At 63.8% G+C, this 14,494-nt stretch carries 12 protein-coding genes; 9 read left to right on the top strand and 3 right to left on the bottom strand.

Annotation, left to right across the window (positions count from 1 at the left end):
* The 3 genes from QCE63_RS11980 (at nt 1) to QCE63_RS11970 (ending at nt 3,663) form a co-directional block, all read left to right on the top strand.
* Nucleotides 1-957 (top strand): GDP-L-fucose synthase, encoded by a 957-nt coding sequence (locus QCE63_RS11980; protein ID WP_309833071.1) that lies wholly within the window; start codon nt 1-3, stop codon nt 955-957.
* A gap of 53 nt (nt 958-1,010) precedes the next feature.
* A complete protein-coding gene (locus QCE63_RS11975) occupies nt 1,011-2,153 on the top strand; it encodes a glycosyltransferase family 4 protein (RefSeq protein ID WP_309833069.1) in 1,143 nt (380 codons plus the stop codon).
* Between the two features lie 160 nt (nt 2,154-2,313).
* Nucleotides 2,314-3,663 carry a glycosyltransferase WbuB gene (locus QCE63_RS11970; protein ID WP_309833068.1) on the top strand — a complete coding sequence of 450 codons (1,350 nt, stop codon included), beginning with the start codon at nt 2,314-2,316 and terminating at the stop codon, nt 3,661-3,663.
* 55 nt (nt 3,664-3,718) lie between these two features.
* Here QCE63_RS11970 and QCE63_RS11965 read toward each other — a convergent pair whose 3' ends face one another.
* The gene (locus QCE63_RS11965; RefSeq protein WP_309833066.1) at nt 3,719-4,192 is read right to left on the bottom strand and encodes a hypothetical protein; all 474 of its coding nucleotides are present in this window, start codon (nt 4,190-4,192) and stop codon (nt 3,719-3,721) included.
* Between the two features lie 14 nt (nt 4,193-4,206).
* Here QCE63_RS11965 and QCE63_RS11960 point away from each other — a divergent pair, with 14 nt between their 5' ends.
* From QCE63_RS11960 to QCE63_RS11945, 4 genes are all read left to right on the top strand, one after another.
* A complete protein-coding gene (locus tag QCE63_RS11960) occupies nt 4,207-4,398 on the top strand; it encodes a hypothetical protein (RefSeq protein WP_309833065.1) in 192 nt (63 codons plus the stop codon).
* A gap of 267 nt (nt 4,399-4,665) precedes the next feature.
* A complete protein-coding gene (locus tag QCE63_RS11955) occupies nt 4,666-5,295 on the top strand; it encodes a DapH/DapD/GlmU-related protein (protein ID WP_309833063.1) in 630 nt (209 codons plus the stop codon).
* A 376-nt stretch (nt 5,296-5,671) separates the two neighbouring features.
* Nucleotides 5,672-7,417: a GMC family oxidoreductase gene (locus QCE63_RS11950; RefSeq protein WP_309833060.1), complete on the top strand. Its 1,746-nt coding sequence runs from the start codon at nt 5,672-5,674 to the stop codon at nt 7,415-7,417.
* 115 nt (nt 7,418-7,532) lie between these two features.
* Nucleotides 7,533-7,961, top strand: coding sequence for a hypothetical protein (locus QCE63_RS11945; protein ID WP_404990122.1), 429 nt, complete (start codon nt 7,533-7,535; stop codon nt 7,959-7,961).
* Between the two features lie 11 nt (nt 7,962-7,972).
* On the opposite strand, the gene QCE63_RS11940 is transcribed toward QCE63_RS11945, so the two are convergent.
* Both QCE63_RS11940 and QCE63_RS11935 read right to left on the bottom strand, forming a co-directional pair.
* The gene (locus tag QCE63_RS11940; protein ID WP_309833056.1) at nt 7,973-9,169 is read right to left on the bottom strand and encodes a glycosyltransferase; all 1,197 of its coding nucleotides are present in this window, start codon (nt 9,167-9,169) and stop codon (nt 7,973-7,975) included.
* 37 nt (nt 9,170-9,206) lie between these two features.
* The gene (locus QCE63_RS11935; RefSeq protein WP_309833054.1) at nt 9,207-10,688 is read right to left on the bottom strand and encodes a hypothetical protein; all 1,482 of its coding nucleotides are present in this window, start codon (nt 10,686-10,688) and stop codon (nt 9,207-9,209) included.
* 379 nt (nt 10,689-11,067) lie between these two features.
* Here QCE63_RS11935 and QCE63_RS11930 point away from each other — a divergent pair, with 379 nt between their 5' ends.
* Together QCE63_RS11930 and QCE63_RS11925 are read left to right on the top strand one after the other, a co-directional pair.
* Nucleotides 11,068-12,204 (top strand): acyltransferase, encoded by a 1,137-nt coding sequence (locus QCE63_RS11930; protein ID WP_309833053.1) that lies wholly within the window; start codon nt 11,068-11,070, stop codon nt 12,202-12,204.
* A gap of 1,085 nt (nt 12,205-13,289) precedes the next feature.
* Nucleotides 13,290-14,429 (top strand): IS30 family transposase, encoded by a 1,140-nt coding sequence (locus QCE63_RS11925; RefSeq protein WP_404990101.1) that lies wholly within the window; start codon nt 13,290-13,292, stop codon nt 14,427-14,429.
* Nucleotides 14,430-14,494: the final 65 nt, after the last annotated feature.

The raw sequence follows: 14,494 nt of genomic DNA, 5'->3' as shown, positions 1-14,494 counted from the left end.
ATGGACAAGCACGCACGGATCTTCGTTGCAGGACATCGCGGGATGGTCGGCTCGGCGCTCGTGCGCCGCCTCACGGACGCCGGCTACCGGAACATCGTCACCCGCACGAAGGCGCATCTCGACCTGACCGACCAAGGCGGCGTGAACCTGTTCTTCGAGGAAGAGAAGATCGACGTGGTGCTGCTCGCGGCGGCGCGCGTGGGCGGCATTCTCGCCAATTCGACCCTGCCGGCCTCGTTCATCTACGAGAACCTGGCGATCGAAACCCACGTGATCCATGCGGCGTGCCGCTGGAATGTGTCGAAGCTGATCTTCTTCGGGTCGTCGTGCATCTATCCGAAGGACTGCCCGCAGCCTATCCGCGAGGACTACCTGCTGCAGTCCGCGCTGGAGCCGACCAACGAGGCCTACGCGATCGCGAAGATCGCCGGTCTCAAGATGTGCGAGGCCTACAACCGCCAGTACGGCACGAAGTTCGTCTCGCTGATGCCGACCAATCTCTACGGGCCGAACGACAACTACGACCTGAAGAGCAGTCACGTGCTGCCCGCGCTGCTGCGCAAGGCGCATGAAGCGCGCTTGCGCGGCGACGCGACGCTGTCCGTGTGGGGTTCGGGCACGCCGCGCCGCGAGTTCCTGCATGTCGACGACCTCGCCGCCGCCGCGGTCTTCCTGATGGAGCAGGACGTGAGCGAGGGCGTGTTCAACGTCGGCGTGGGCACGGATCTCACCATCCGCGAACTGGCGGAAACGATCTGCCGCGTGGCCGGCTTCCAGGGCGAATTGATGTTCGATCCGACCAAGCCCGACGGCACGCCGCGCAAGCTGCTCGATGTCTCGAAGCTCGACGGCATGGGATGGAAGGCGTCGATCGGACTGGAGGAGGGGATACGCGCGACGTATGAGGATTTCCTGGCGCGTTATGCATCGCTGCAGCAGACGCCCGTCGCCGCGTGAACGGCTACGCGACGGCATCGCTTACGACAAAAACGACACAGGGTAGAACAATAATGTCTGCATCAGTGACCATCTTTCACAACGTCGTGTGGTCGCGGCACAAGGGCGAGGTGCTGTCGGCGCTCCACCATATCTCGGGGTCCGGCGCGATCCGTTATTCGATGGTGCAGATCGCGGACACGGAACACGATCGCATCGGCTTCTCGGAAGTGGACTACTCGTTTCACCGCTATCCGATGAGGAAACTCTTCAACGGCTGCTATGAAGACGTGCCGAGATGGCGCATGACGATGCGTCTCACCTGGGAAGTCCTCCGCACCAAGGCGGATCTCGTGGTTTTGCCGGGCTATCATCGTCCCGAATACTGGGCGATGCTGGGGGCGTGCATCCTGACGGGCAAGCGTCGCGCGGTGTTCTGCGATTCGACCGCGCGCGACAACCCGCGCCGCATGCTCACCTCGATTCCGAAGCGCGTGTTCTTCACGCTGTGCGACGGCTACTTCGCGTTCGGCATGCGCAGCCGCGAGTATCTGATGTCGCTCGGCGCGAAGCAGGACGCGATCTTCAGCCCGTGTCAGGCGGCCGCCATGCCGCGCGCGTTCTCGCCGGGCACCGTCGTGTCCGACCGGCTCGCACACCGGCAAGGCGGCCGGCCCGTGTTTCTCTTCGTCGGGCGGCTCTCGGCGGAGAAGGGAATAAACACGCTCGTAGAAGCGTTCAGGATGTTGAAGGAGCGCGTGGCGGATGCGGAGTTGCGCATCGTCGGCACGGGACCGCTCGGCAATCAGTTGAAGCAGCAAGTCGCCGATGCCGGTCTGCAAGACTCCGTGCATTTCCTGGGCAGTCTGCAGGACGAGCCGCTCTCGCGCGAGTATTTCGGCGCCACCTGCATGGTGCTGCCGAGCGTGCGCGAGCCGTGGGGTCTCGTGACGAACGAGGCGCTGGCCCATGGTTGTCCGGTCCTCGTCAGCGAGAGTTGCGGCTGTGTGCCGGAACTCGTCGTCGACGGCGTATCCGGCTATGCCTTTCCCGCCGGCGATGTGCCGGCGCTGCATCGCGTGATGCGGAAGTCGCTGGAGGCGTTCGCGGATACGGCAGGTGTCGCCGTGCGCTGCACCGACGTGATCCAGCGCTTCGATCCGCCGTCTGCGGCGGCCAACATCGCACGCGGCTGCGCGCTGCTGCTGACGAACTGAGCGGGACAGGACCGGAACCACTGGAGGGACCTGGAAGGAGGAACCACAGGCTGTCACCAACGCCGCCGGGCACGCGGTCCTGCGTACCGGCGGCCTGCGCTTTGCCGGGCGGCGAGGACACGCCCGCGCATTCAGGCGCGCATGTCGGGCGAGGGACCACATGAGAATACTTATCTACGGGCTGAACTATGCGCCCGAGTTGACGGGTACCGGCAAGTACACGGCGGAAATGGCGGAGGCGCTGGCCTGCGCCGGTCATCAGGTGCGCGTCGTCTGCGCGCCGCCGTATTACCCGGAGTGGAAGGTGGGGCAGGGCTACCGGAGCTGGCAGCATTGCTTCGAGACGCGTGCGGGCGTGCGGCTGTGGCGCGCTCCGCTGTGGGTGCCCGCGAAGCCGAGCGGCGCGAAGCGCATGCTGCACCTCGCTTCGTTCGCGTGTTCGTCGCTGCCCGCGCTGGCCTGGCATGCGCTGTGGCGGCCGCATGTCGTGATGACGATTGCGCCGAGCCTGCTCAACGCGCCCGGCGCGCTGATGCTGTCGCGCATGACGGGCGCGCGCGCGTGGCTGCATATCCAGGACTTCGAGGTGGATGCCGCCTTCGATCTCGGCATGCTCAGGAACCCGCGCGCGGGACGCCTGGCGCTCGCGTTCGAACGCTGGCTCATGAAGCGCTTCGACGTGGTGTCGTCGATCTCGGACAAGATGGTCGATCGCGCCGTAAACAAGGGCGTTGCGCTGTCACGCGTGTTCCATCTGCCGAACTGGGTGGACACCGCCGCGATCTTTCCGCTCGATCGCCGGAGCGCATTCCGTCGTGAACTCGGCATCGGCGAGCATACGCCGGTCGTGCTTTACTCCGGCAACATGGGCGCAAAGCAGGGTCTCGAAGTGCTTGCCGAGGCGGCGGCCGCGCTGGCTGGCCGCACGAATATCGTCTTCGTGTTCTGCGGCAACGGCGCGACGCGGCTGCAATTGCAGAAGCGCTGTGCCGGACTGCCGAACACGCGCTTTCTCAGTCTCCAGCCGCTTGAGCGTCTCAACGAACTGCTCAATCTCGCCGACATCCATGTGCTGCCGCAACGCGGCGACGTCGCCGATCTCGTGATGCCGTCGAAACTCACCGGCATGTTCGCGAGCGCGCGCGCCGTGATCGCGATGGCACATCCGGGCACCGAACTGTTCGAAGCCGTCAGCGGGCGCGGCGAGGTGATCGAGCCGGAGAATGCACAGGCGCTGATCGGCGCGATCGAACGGCTCGTGGCCGATCCGGAACTGCGCGCGCGTCACGGCGAGGAAGGCCGTCTGTTCGCGCAGGAACGGCTCGCGCCAGCGGCCGTGTTCGCGCGGCTCGAAGAGCGTTTGTTCGAATTGTCGGGATCGCGTCTGCCGAATGCAGCGGAAGTGCGCGAAGCGGTGTCCCAGACCCGGGCCGTCGACAGCTCTGAAGTCACGCTCACGCGGATGACCGAACGCGCGCCGATCCTGCCGCAGGTCGAGAAGATCGAATAGCGTTTGCCTCGGCGCGGTTCCTCCGTGAACCGCGCCCGTTACGCGGACTGTCGAATCAATAGGGTGACTTGTAGATGTCCCGCGCGCGCGCCGCATTGGCCGCGGGCGGCTTGAGGCCGTTGGGCGTCGGATAGAGCGCCGCCGCTGCGCCTTGCGGCATCATCGTGGCTTTCGTGTCGGGCTTGCGTCCGGTCGCCCGCAAGCGCGCACCCGCGCCCGCATTGCCGGCATAACCGTTCTGTTGCGCGAGCAGCTTGTCCGTGGGGGAGACGCCTTGCGCGGTCTGTCCGTTGGTGATCGGGCCGCGCTGTCCGCCGCGGCCATTGGTGGGCGCGCCATACGGGTCCGCATACGCGCCCGGACTGCCGAGCAGGTCCATCTCCGCCGGCGCGCCGCCCCCGGCTTCGCCCTTGCTGATCGCCGCATCCGAGAAGTTGCCCGCGTGCGCGACGGGCACGGCCACGAACGCAGCGGCCGCGAGTGCGGTCATGACCAGCGAGCGCAGCGCCGTGCGCGGTTCGTGTTTCATCGGATTCTCCGGGCTTGTTGCAACGTTTCGCCATGCTTCGCAATGAGGCATCGCGCATCGTTTCGGGGCGCGCCGGACAGCAGGCGGGAACGCTTGCCTGGCGCATGAAAACAGCATATTGCGCGGCACCGCCCGCTAACGCCAAAAGCCTTGCTGAAGCGGCCATTCATGTGAATGCGCGGGTGACGCCGCGCGCCCTTCACTGATAATCCATTCACCACACGCCGCACGCCGCCGTTGCGAGAGCGTCCGTTCCCCGCGAATGGGTGGACGACAGGACGCTCTTCAGCGTGGATCATGCGGGCAAGACAAGCAGACACCGGAAGACCTCGTGCACGTCATCGCGCGCAGGTCTTCGACGGCAGACGAAGCTGCGAACGACGAACGACGAACGATTCAAACGATATGCGTGGCGCGCCGCAAGGCGCCCTTGGGCCAGAAGCAGCGAGCAGCAGCACACGGGCGGGGGGCATATGGACGAAGCGATCGGGGAGCATTGCGCCGGCCACGCCGACGATGCCGGCGCACGCGCGACGCGCGGCACCACGACGCCCGGCCGCGTGATCGACCTCGAGCGGGCGGGTCCCGGCAACTTCGTCGCGAAGCGCGGTTTCCTGACCGAGCTCGTGTGGTTCTTCGTCGAAGCCTGTTTCATCAACAACAAACTCATTCCCGTGTCGTTCGTGCGCGTTGCGCTGCTGCGCGCGTTCGGCGCGCGCATCGGCCGCGGCTGCCGCATGCCGCATCCCATCCGCGTGAAGGCGCCGTGGAACCTGGAGATCGGCGATCACTGCTGGTTCGGCGTCGATGCCTGGATCTACAACCAGGCCGGGATTCGCATCGGCCATCACGTCTGCATTTCGCAGGGCGTCTTCCTGACGACAGGATCGCATGACGTGGCCGGCAACATGGACCTGCAAGTCGCACCGATCGTGATCGAGGACGGCGTCTGGATTACATCCAAATGCGTGGTGCAGATGGGCGTCACCATCGGACGGTCGGCGGTCGTCACGCCGCTCTCGGTCGTGCATCGCTCGCTCGACGCGGAAGGCGTGTACGGCGGCAATCCCGTGCGCTTCATCAGAAAACGCTTTCCCGTTTGAACCGATGAGCCATGCGCAGGGCGTCCCTGCTCGCGGCGTGTGTCGTTGCAACGTTGCACCTGACGTTGAAGACGGCGAGACAGACAACGCGCCGGCGCGACGGACCCAAGAGCTCCGCGAAGGAGCCGCCCCGAGCACCGGGATTTCGTGGACCGACTTGCGAAGGAGGCAGTGAAGCCGAAGCGGTATTCCGGGGGAACGCGGCTGCGCGACAGGCGCGCGCTGCGAACACGCGAAGGAACACCGTCGGGATCGTTCGTATCGACCGTGCGCATGGCGCGCGCGATACGGCGTCAGGGATCTTGGGTCAGAAGCGCGGTGACCAGAGCATTGCATGACACCGCTCTTACGCACGGAACGAGAGGGAGCACGGGGCATGTTCATCGACAGCCGAAGTGTGGAAGAAGGCGCAGTCATTGAGACAACGGTGTGCATCATCGGCGCGGGCGTGGCGGGCATCACGCTGGCGCTCGAACTCGAAAAGCAGGGCATCGACGCCTGCATGCTGGAAAGCGGCGGCTACAAGCCGGACGACGACACCCGCGACCTGTATCGCGGCGAGAACGTCGGCGTGCCGTATGAATTCGCCGACGGCTGCCGCAGCCGCTATCTCGGCGGCAGCAGCAATTGCTGGGGCGGCTGGTGCCGACCGCTCGACCCATGGGACTTCGAAAAGCGCGGCTGGGTGAGCGACAGCGGCTGGCCGTTCGGTTTCGACGAACTGCGGCCGTACTACGCCCGCACGCATCAGTTGCTGCAACTGGGCGAGAGCAACTTCGAACCGGCCTACTGGGAAGCGGCGATTCATCGCGACGACGTCAAGCGCCATCCCTTCCAGAGCGGTACCGTGCGCGACACGATCTCCCAGTTCAGTCCGCCGGTGCGCTTCGGCAAGCTATATCGGCAGCACTTGCTCGACGCGAAGCACGTGCGCGTGATGCTGTTCGCGAACGCGCTCAACATCGACACCGACGCCGACGCGCGGTCGGTCACGAAGATCGATGTCGGTACGCTGACGGGCCGGCGCTTCGCGGTGCGCGCGAAGATCTTCGTGCTGGCGACGGGCGGCATCGAGAATGCGCGCCTGTTGCTGACGTCGAACCGGGTGCAGGCGGCGGGCCTCGGCAACGGCCATGATCTGGTGGGCCGCTACTTCATGGACCATCCGCGCATCATGTCGGCGAACGTGCACTTCTCGAAGCAGTGGGCGCGCAACAAGCTTTACGACATCAAGTATCACTATCAGAATCGCGCGGTATCGGCGCATGGCACGTTCATCTCGTCGCAGTTCGCGCTCACGCAGCAGGTGCTCGAAAAGGAACAGCTGCTGAATGCGCGCGCCTGGTTCTATTCGGTGTTCCGCGGCGAGAACACGAAGGGCTCGGAGGCGCTGATCCGCATGAAGCAGCGGCTGCTGAAGAAAGACGAACCGGGCTACAGCACGGCCGCGGACCTGCTCGCGATGGCGGCCCATCCCGTCGATACCGCGTGCTTCGGTCTCGCGCGTCTGTTGCAGCCGCGTCCGCTGATTACCGAGGTGAAGATCCAGACGATCGTCGAGGCCGAGCCCAACCGCGACAGCCGCGTGACGCTTTCGGCACAGAAGGACGTCCTTGGCATGAACCGGGTGAAGGTGGACTGGCGCGTGACCGAGCTCGTGAAACGCACCTTCGACCGCACGGTCGCGCATATCGCGGCGGATCTGAAGCGCAGCGGCGTAGCGGACGTGACGCTCGACGAGCCGCTCGAAGGCAAGCCCTGGCCCGCGCAGCTCGAGGGCACGTGGCATCACATGGGCACGACGCGCATGCATGATTCGGAGAAGCAGGGCGTGGTGGATCGCAACCTGAAGATCCACGGAATGAGCAATCTGTTTGTGGCGGGCAGCTCGGTCTTTCCGACAGTCGGGGCGAACTTCCCGACCATCACGATCGCCGCGCTGACCTTGCGTCTCGCGGGTCATCTCGGGCGCGTCATCAAGGGCGACGAGACCTCGAGCGCGCCGGCCACGCCGGCCGCCATACCGGTCAGGAGCGACGCGCCGGGCGAGACGCTGCCCATGGCCGCGTCGGCGATGCATATGCCCGGGGTGGCGTTGCCCTTGCAGATGGCGAAGAAGTAGCGCGGGCGGGAAACGGCGTGGGGGGGGCGGGCATCGCTATAATCGGCGTCCGATCTGGTTTTTTGGTGTCCCGCTCGTGAAAAAACCCGCCTTACTTGCACTCGCACTCGTTTCAATGATTCTCGCCGCCTGCTCGTCCGTCGAGAAGGAGCAAAGCAAGGAGCGCACGTTCATGCTCTCGCAGCAATCGCTCGACGACGCGCAGCGCAATGCCACTGTCGCCTGCCGCGATGCCGCGCAATGCGACGCCGTGTGGACGCTGACCAAGACCTACATCGAGCAGAATTCGAAGGAACGGCTGACACGCGCCGATGCCTTCGCGATCGAAACCGACGTACCGTCCGGCTCGGGCAAGCCGGTGTTCTCGGCGACGCGCGTGGCCGCGGCCGGCGGCGGCGCGACGGTGTCGTTGTTTGCGCAATGCAAGGGCATGTATGAAGACGAGCGCGCACGCGGCTCCGACTTCGACGATTGCGCGAAGAAAATCCTCTCGGTGCAGAACGGTTTCGTGCCGTATCTCAAGGCGCGCCTGCCCGCGAACTGATTTCGCCAAGCTCAGCGAGCGGGCAGGGTGGCCCGCGTGAAGGCGTCGCGTTGCGGGTCCGCGTTCTCGCGCAGCACGCGCAACAGATCCTTCGACATTGCTTCCACATGAAAGCGTTTTGTGAAAGTGTCGAGCGCCTGCTGGCGCATCGCACGGCGTGCGACGGGATCCATCGCCAGCCAGGCTGACAGGCCCGCGCTGGCGCTCTCGACGGTATCCGCCGTCACGATGCCCGCGCCATCAGCTTGTACCTCGCGCCAGATGTTGACCTTGTCGGAGATCAGTACCGGCAGGCCCGAACCGAGCGCTTCCGCTACCGCAATGCCGAAGTTTTCCTGATGCGAGGGCAGCGCGAAGAGGTCGCTCGTGCGGAAGGCGCCCCATTTCAAATCGCCGCTCAGCATGCCGGTCCAGGTCACCCGCTCTGCGATACCCAGTTCACCGGCCAGTGCGCGCATCTGCGCGGCGTAGGCGTTGTCGTCGGGGCCTGCCATGACGAGGTGGGCGTTCGCATCGATGTCGCGCACGCGCGCAAAGGCGTTCAACAGCACGTCGCACGCTTTTTTCTCGTGGATGCGGCCGAGGAACAGGATGATGCGTTGGCCCGCCAGTTGAGGAAACTTCGCGAGGAAGGCTTCACGCAGTGCGGCTGAATCCTCGGGCGGCGGCCGCGTACCGAACGCCACCACTTCCTCCTTCGCGCGATACAGCCGGAACGATTCGCGTGCGAGCAAGCGTTCCTCCTCGGTCGTGAACAGCACGCGGCGCGCATCGCGCAGCACGCGGTACTCGGCCCAGGGCCAGTAGAGGCATTTCTTCAGATGCTTGAGCGGATAGGTCCGCTTGAACCATGGATCGAGCATGCCGTGCGGAAACACGTAGTACGGCACGCTGCCGCCGTGCAATGCCTTCCATGCGGCGAGGCTGTGGTACTGCCAGAGCCCGTTGACGATCACTGCGTCGAAGCGCGGCGCGTGTTCCTTCAGCCAGGGCACGAGTGCCGGACACAGGCCGTAAAAGCCGCGCGACGGTCCGAGCGCATGCAGCCGCAAGCCGAATCCCGCGACATGAGGGGCATCCGGCGCATCGAGCGACACCGCTTCGACATCGTGTCCCATCGCGCGCAGGCTGAGGCCGCTTTGCAGCACGCCTTCGGTGGGGCCTCCGGCGCGTGGGTCGACGGTGGAGAGCAGGTGCAGGATCTTCATGACGGCGGGCCGGGTCCTTGAACGAGCGCAGTGACAGTCAGGCGTTGGACGCGAACGAACCGGCGCCGGGCGGCGGCTCGTGACGTCCGGCGCCGTGCTGCAGGCCCGGCGCGGCGGCGCTGTGCGCCGGCAGGATTTCCGGCAGCGGTTCGTCGTGCGGGTGCAGGTCGGGCGGCATGGCGCCGGGCATGCCGTCCTGACGCCGGCGGGCGCGCGCCTGCTGCGAGGCGGTTTCGGCGGCACGCATGCGCATGGCGTGAGCGATGCGCGCGTAGGACGCGACCAGCAGCCCGAGCGCCACGCCGAACACGACGCCCGAGAAGCGGTTGCCGAGCGGATTGCCGCCGATCGACGTGGCGGGCAGCGCCGCGACCACCAGCAGCGCCCGTCCGAGCACGGGCAAATAGAGCGTCTCGGGCGCACGATGACGCCACGAGCGATAGGCCATTGACCCTTTCCAGAGTGCCCAGAGCAGCGCGAGGGGCAGCGCGAGTCCGAACAGCAGGCCGCCCGCGAAGAACTGATAGACCCAGAAATTGTGGCCTGCGGACCATTCCTTGATCGCGTAGAAATCCTTTTTGCTGAACTGACCGGCGAGGTCGGGCAGATAGGTTGGCGAATAGCGATAGTCGTGACCGTAGCCCATGCCGACGAGCGTGCCCAGCGTCGAGGCGGTGGTCTGATCGAGCTGGTCCTTCATTTCGGCGAGCCGCGTGATGGTGGTCGGATCGCGGCCGGACTCGGTGTCCTTCTTGAACGACATGCGCTGCACCCAGTGCTCGCCGACGCCGGGGAAGAACGCGCTGCCCGCGACGGCGAGCGCGCCGAGCAGGGTCATCATGGCGACGGCGCGCAGGCCGGCGCGCAGCAGCTTCTTGAATGAGGGCGCGGCGAGCCAGGTGGCGAACGCGAACAGCAGCACGGTGCCGACGACGAGACTGCGCGTCACGCTGAGCAGCTCGATGACGATGGTCGCGAGGAACATCAGCACGGTGAAGCGCGAGTAGCGCTTGACCACGACGAACTCATGCAGCAGCAGTCCTTGCAGACAGAGGAAGGTGACCGAGACGATGCGAAAGCGCACGCTTTCGAGATTGCCGCCGGTGGCCATGCCGAAGCCGAAGCTGAAGACGAGGGAGGCGATCATCGACCAGTACATGGCGTGTTCGAGCTGACCGAGGCGCTTCGAGTCCCATGGCCGGCAGGCGACGAAATAGCCGAGCAGCATTTGCCCGAACGGCAGGATGACGCGCATGTAGTTGCCGGAGTCGTTGCCCTGCATGGCCTGGGTGGCGATGCTGCCGAGTATCGTGATGAGAAACAGCGACGTGACGAGCGTGCGCAAGCGCGAGCGCTGTGCGAAACGCGGCGCGATGAGCAGCAGGAAGCAGCCCGCGAGAATCGAGGGCACGGTGAGCAGAATCTGGATGGCTTTGCTGGCCGTTTCGGCGCCTTTGAAATCGAACGCCAGCGGAAGCAGGAACAGCCAGACCCAGACGACGGCGAACTTGTTGCGCATGGCGTTCTCTCGAGAATCGCAGCACTCTTTCGAGTCTTCAACGCGGTGTCGATGCCGTGCCGGGCGGACGTGCCCGGCGAATGCGTCATTTCCGGCGTGCCGGAAAAGTGAACCGACTATACAGCGGGCCATGCGGCGTGCCGTCGGCGCGGCGTCCAGCGACTAGCGTTCGGCGCGAAAGGACGGATGCGCATGTGCGCCGCACCACGCAGGGCGGGCGAGCCTTGCGGGCGCGAGTTGATGTCTGCAAATGGCGTGATTCTGGCGGATTGCCCCGAACTGGCGGAACGAAGATTGAGAAGCCAGGCCGGTATGCGGCGGCGCGGCTGCACGCGCGCGATTTTATGACGATAAACGACTTTCGCAGACGGGGTAGAGCATGGGCTTGTTCGGCGCGACACGCATGCAGGGACCCAGCCGGTCGATCGAACTGGATTTCATCCGGGGACTCGCGATCATCGCGGTGATGGGGTATCACTTCCATTCGTATCCGACGGGCAGCGCGTTCATTGCGGCGATCGAGTATCCGCTGAAGAACTTCGGTCATGAGGGCGTCAATCTCTTCTTCACGCTGTCGGGGTTTCTGGTGGGCGGGCTGTTGCTCAAGCAGTATGCGCAGCAGGGGCGCATCGACGCGGGGCGCTTTATCGTGCGGCGCATTTTCAAGATCTGGCCGGCGTACTACGTGCTGATCCTGTTCCATGTGATTGTCGGGCGGCATCCGGCGAATACCTTTCTCGTGCAGAACCTCACGCATTTGCAGAACTACTTTGGGTCGTCGATTGCGCAGACCTGGAGTCTTGCGGTCGAGGAGCATTTCTATCTGTTCCTGCCGGTGTTGTTGATCGTGCTGGCGCGCTGGCGGACGCGGGTTGATGCGCTGCTTGCTGTGCTCGGGACCTTGTGTCTCGTTGTGCTCGTTGCGCGGAGTTTTGCGGTGTATCGCGGTGATCTGCAGGGGACGTTCTTTTATACGCAGTACCGCATTGACAGTCTGTTGTTTGGGGTGATGCTCGCGGCGCTCTACTGGATGAAGCCGGCGGTGTATCAGGCGATGGCGCGGCGCAAACGGACGTTGATCGCGATGGTTGTGGGAGTGGTGCTCTGGCTCGTGCTCGGGACGCGCAATGTGGCGCTGGATCAGAGTGTCGGGTACACGATTCAGGCTATCGGGTTTTGTGCGTTGATCGTGCTGACGCTCGAATATTCAGGGTCCTGGCGGAGGTCGAAGGTGTATCGGGTGATCGGGTGGATCGGCGTGTATTCCTATGGCATCTACCTGTGGCACTCGCTCGCGCTCGCGCCTGGGGATGTGTTGATTCGCAAGGCTGCGGCGTTGCATCTTCCTGCCGTGCCGGCCTGGTTTGCCATCATGGGGGCGCAGTTTGCTATCGCTATCGTCGTGGGGTATGTGACGACGCGGGCCATCGAGTTTCCTTTTCTGCGCATCAGGGATGCGTGGTTTCCCGCGCGCAGGAAGGTTGACGTCGATCTTGTGGGAGGGAAGCAGGCTTGATGGTTTTCTGCTTTGCGTTCGGTGTCGGTTGCTTTGCTTCCGTGGACTTCCTGTATTCGCGTCGGTCTGTTGGCACTGCCCCGGTCTTCGCTCTGGTCCTTCGCGTGGGTTGCTGGTGTTTGGTTTGCCAGCGCTTTCATGGACTTCCTGTATTCGCGTCGGTCTGTTGGCACTGCCCCGGTCTTCGCTCTGGTCCTTCGCGTGGGTTGCTGGTGTTTGGTTTGCCAGCGCTTCTATGGACTTCCCGATATCACGTCGGTCTGTTGGCACTGCCCCTCCCCGGGGCGGGGGTAACTTTCTTTGCGGCTGCAAAGAAAGTCACCAAAGAAAGCAGCTTTCTTACCGCCCAAGGTTCACTAGCGGCGCGACACGGAAATACCTCACTGGCCCTGCAGTAGCGAGTGCCCTCAAAGGCCACACCGGGCGTGGATCGCGGACCCACTGGGACAAACTGCCGTTCAACGAACTGGTGCAGCCATTGAAAGCGCCGGCCCAGCGCTACGCGCCGCCGAAGGGTACGCAAGGGAAACCACGGTCGTCAGCGCAAGTGAGATGGATGCGCCGGAAGACAAGTCACGCGCTGATCTGTTTGACCGGACAGCAGCGTGTAGGAACCGAAACATGGGTAACAGGTGTGTCAGGACATGGGTAACACTTCAGACCAATGGCTCGTCCCGAGTCGATCAGCAACCTCGCATCCGAACGCGGAGCGCACAAACTTGTTGTGTTACCTATGTCCTGACACACCTGTTACCCATGTCCTGAGTCTACGCGCGCCGATTGGTGCATTGGGTCCACGCGTGCGCGCTCGTCTGGGCATCCATGTCACCGCGTAACCCCCCGTTGGTTTCCCTTGCATACCCATCGGCAGCGCGCAGCGCTGAGCCGGCGCTTTCAATGGCTGCACCAGTTTGTTAAACGGCAGTTTGTCCCAGTGGGTCCGCGATCCAAGCCCGGTGGGGCCTGTGAGGGCACTCGCTACTGCAGGGCCGGTGAGGTATTTCTGAGTCGCGCCGCTTGGTGGACCTTGGGCGGTAAGAAAGCGGCGGATTCAACCGGTCGATGCAACACCTCTGATCTAATGAATGAATTATCGAGGTGAGGTATTGATGAGGCGAGCAAGGAAGCCGTGGTTGAGCTTGGCAGAGCGTCAGGAGATTTGGGCGCTTTGGCGTAAAGGGGAAAGCGTAAGCGGCGTTGCGCGTACATTGCAGCGCGACGTTGGCTCAATGCATAGAGTCATCGCGGGCAATGGCGGAATCACGCCAGCGCAGCGCACGCGAGCAGCTCGTACCTTGAGCCTGGCCGAGCGCGAGGATATCTCGCGGGCCTTGGGTCAGAAACAGTCATATGGAAGTATCGCCGTGCAGTTGGGGCGTAGCAAATCGACCATTAGCCGTGAGGTCAACCGTAATGGAGGACCTCAGAAGTATCGTGCGCATGCAGCCGATGAAATGGCCTGGAAGCGAGCGCGGCGCCCCAAGCAAAGTGTGTTCAAGAGTAATGCGGCTTTGTGCGTTCAAGTCGCGCGAGGGCTAAGCCTACAATGGTCGCCTGCACAGATTGCAGGTTGGCTCAGGCGGCAATACCCGCTGCGCAAGGAGATGCACATTTCGCACGAAACCATTTACAGGAGTTTGTTCATCCAGACGCGTGGGGTGCTGAAGAAGGAACTGTTGAGCGAGTTGCGTACGCATCGGGTGATGCGTCGGGCGAAATGTGCCTCGACGCGAGGCCAGAACAGAGGCACGATTATCAACGCCGTGCCGATCAGTGAACGGCCGGCGCAAGCGGAGGATCGAGCCATCCCGGGGCATTGGGAGGGCGACTTGCTTGCGGGTTCGGGTAACACGTACATCGCGACATTGGTTGAGCGTCACTCCCGCTATGTGTTGCTCGTGAAGGTGGCTGGAAAGGATACGTCAAGCGTGATTGAGGCGCTGATCAAGCAAGTCAACAAGCTGCCGGTAGAACTGAAGCGCTCGCTGACATGGGATCGGGGCACGGAGATGGCAGGGCATGCGCGATTTACGATTGCCACGGACCTGCAAGTGTATTTCTGCGATCCGCAAAGTCCATGGCAACGAGGTAGCAACGAGAATACCAATGGATTGCTGCGCCAGTACTTTCCAAAGGGCCAGCCTGTGGATCAATACTCGCAGGCTCAATTGAATGCAGTGGCCAAGCGACTGGGGCCTGTCAGCAATTTCGTGTTTGAGGCATAACATGCTCACAAGGAGAATTTATGCCTCGCAAACCGAAAACGCAGCCGGCGGATCTGCCGACGATT

The organism is Caballeronia sp. LZ065 (assembly GCF_031450975.1).
Taxonomy (GTDB): domain Bacteria; phylum Pseudomonadota; class Gammaproteobacteria; order Burkholderiales; family Burkholderiaceae; genus Caballeronia.
This window is presented reverse-complemented; position numbering and strand designations above follow the sequence as displayed.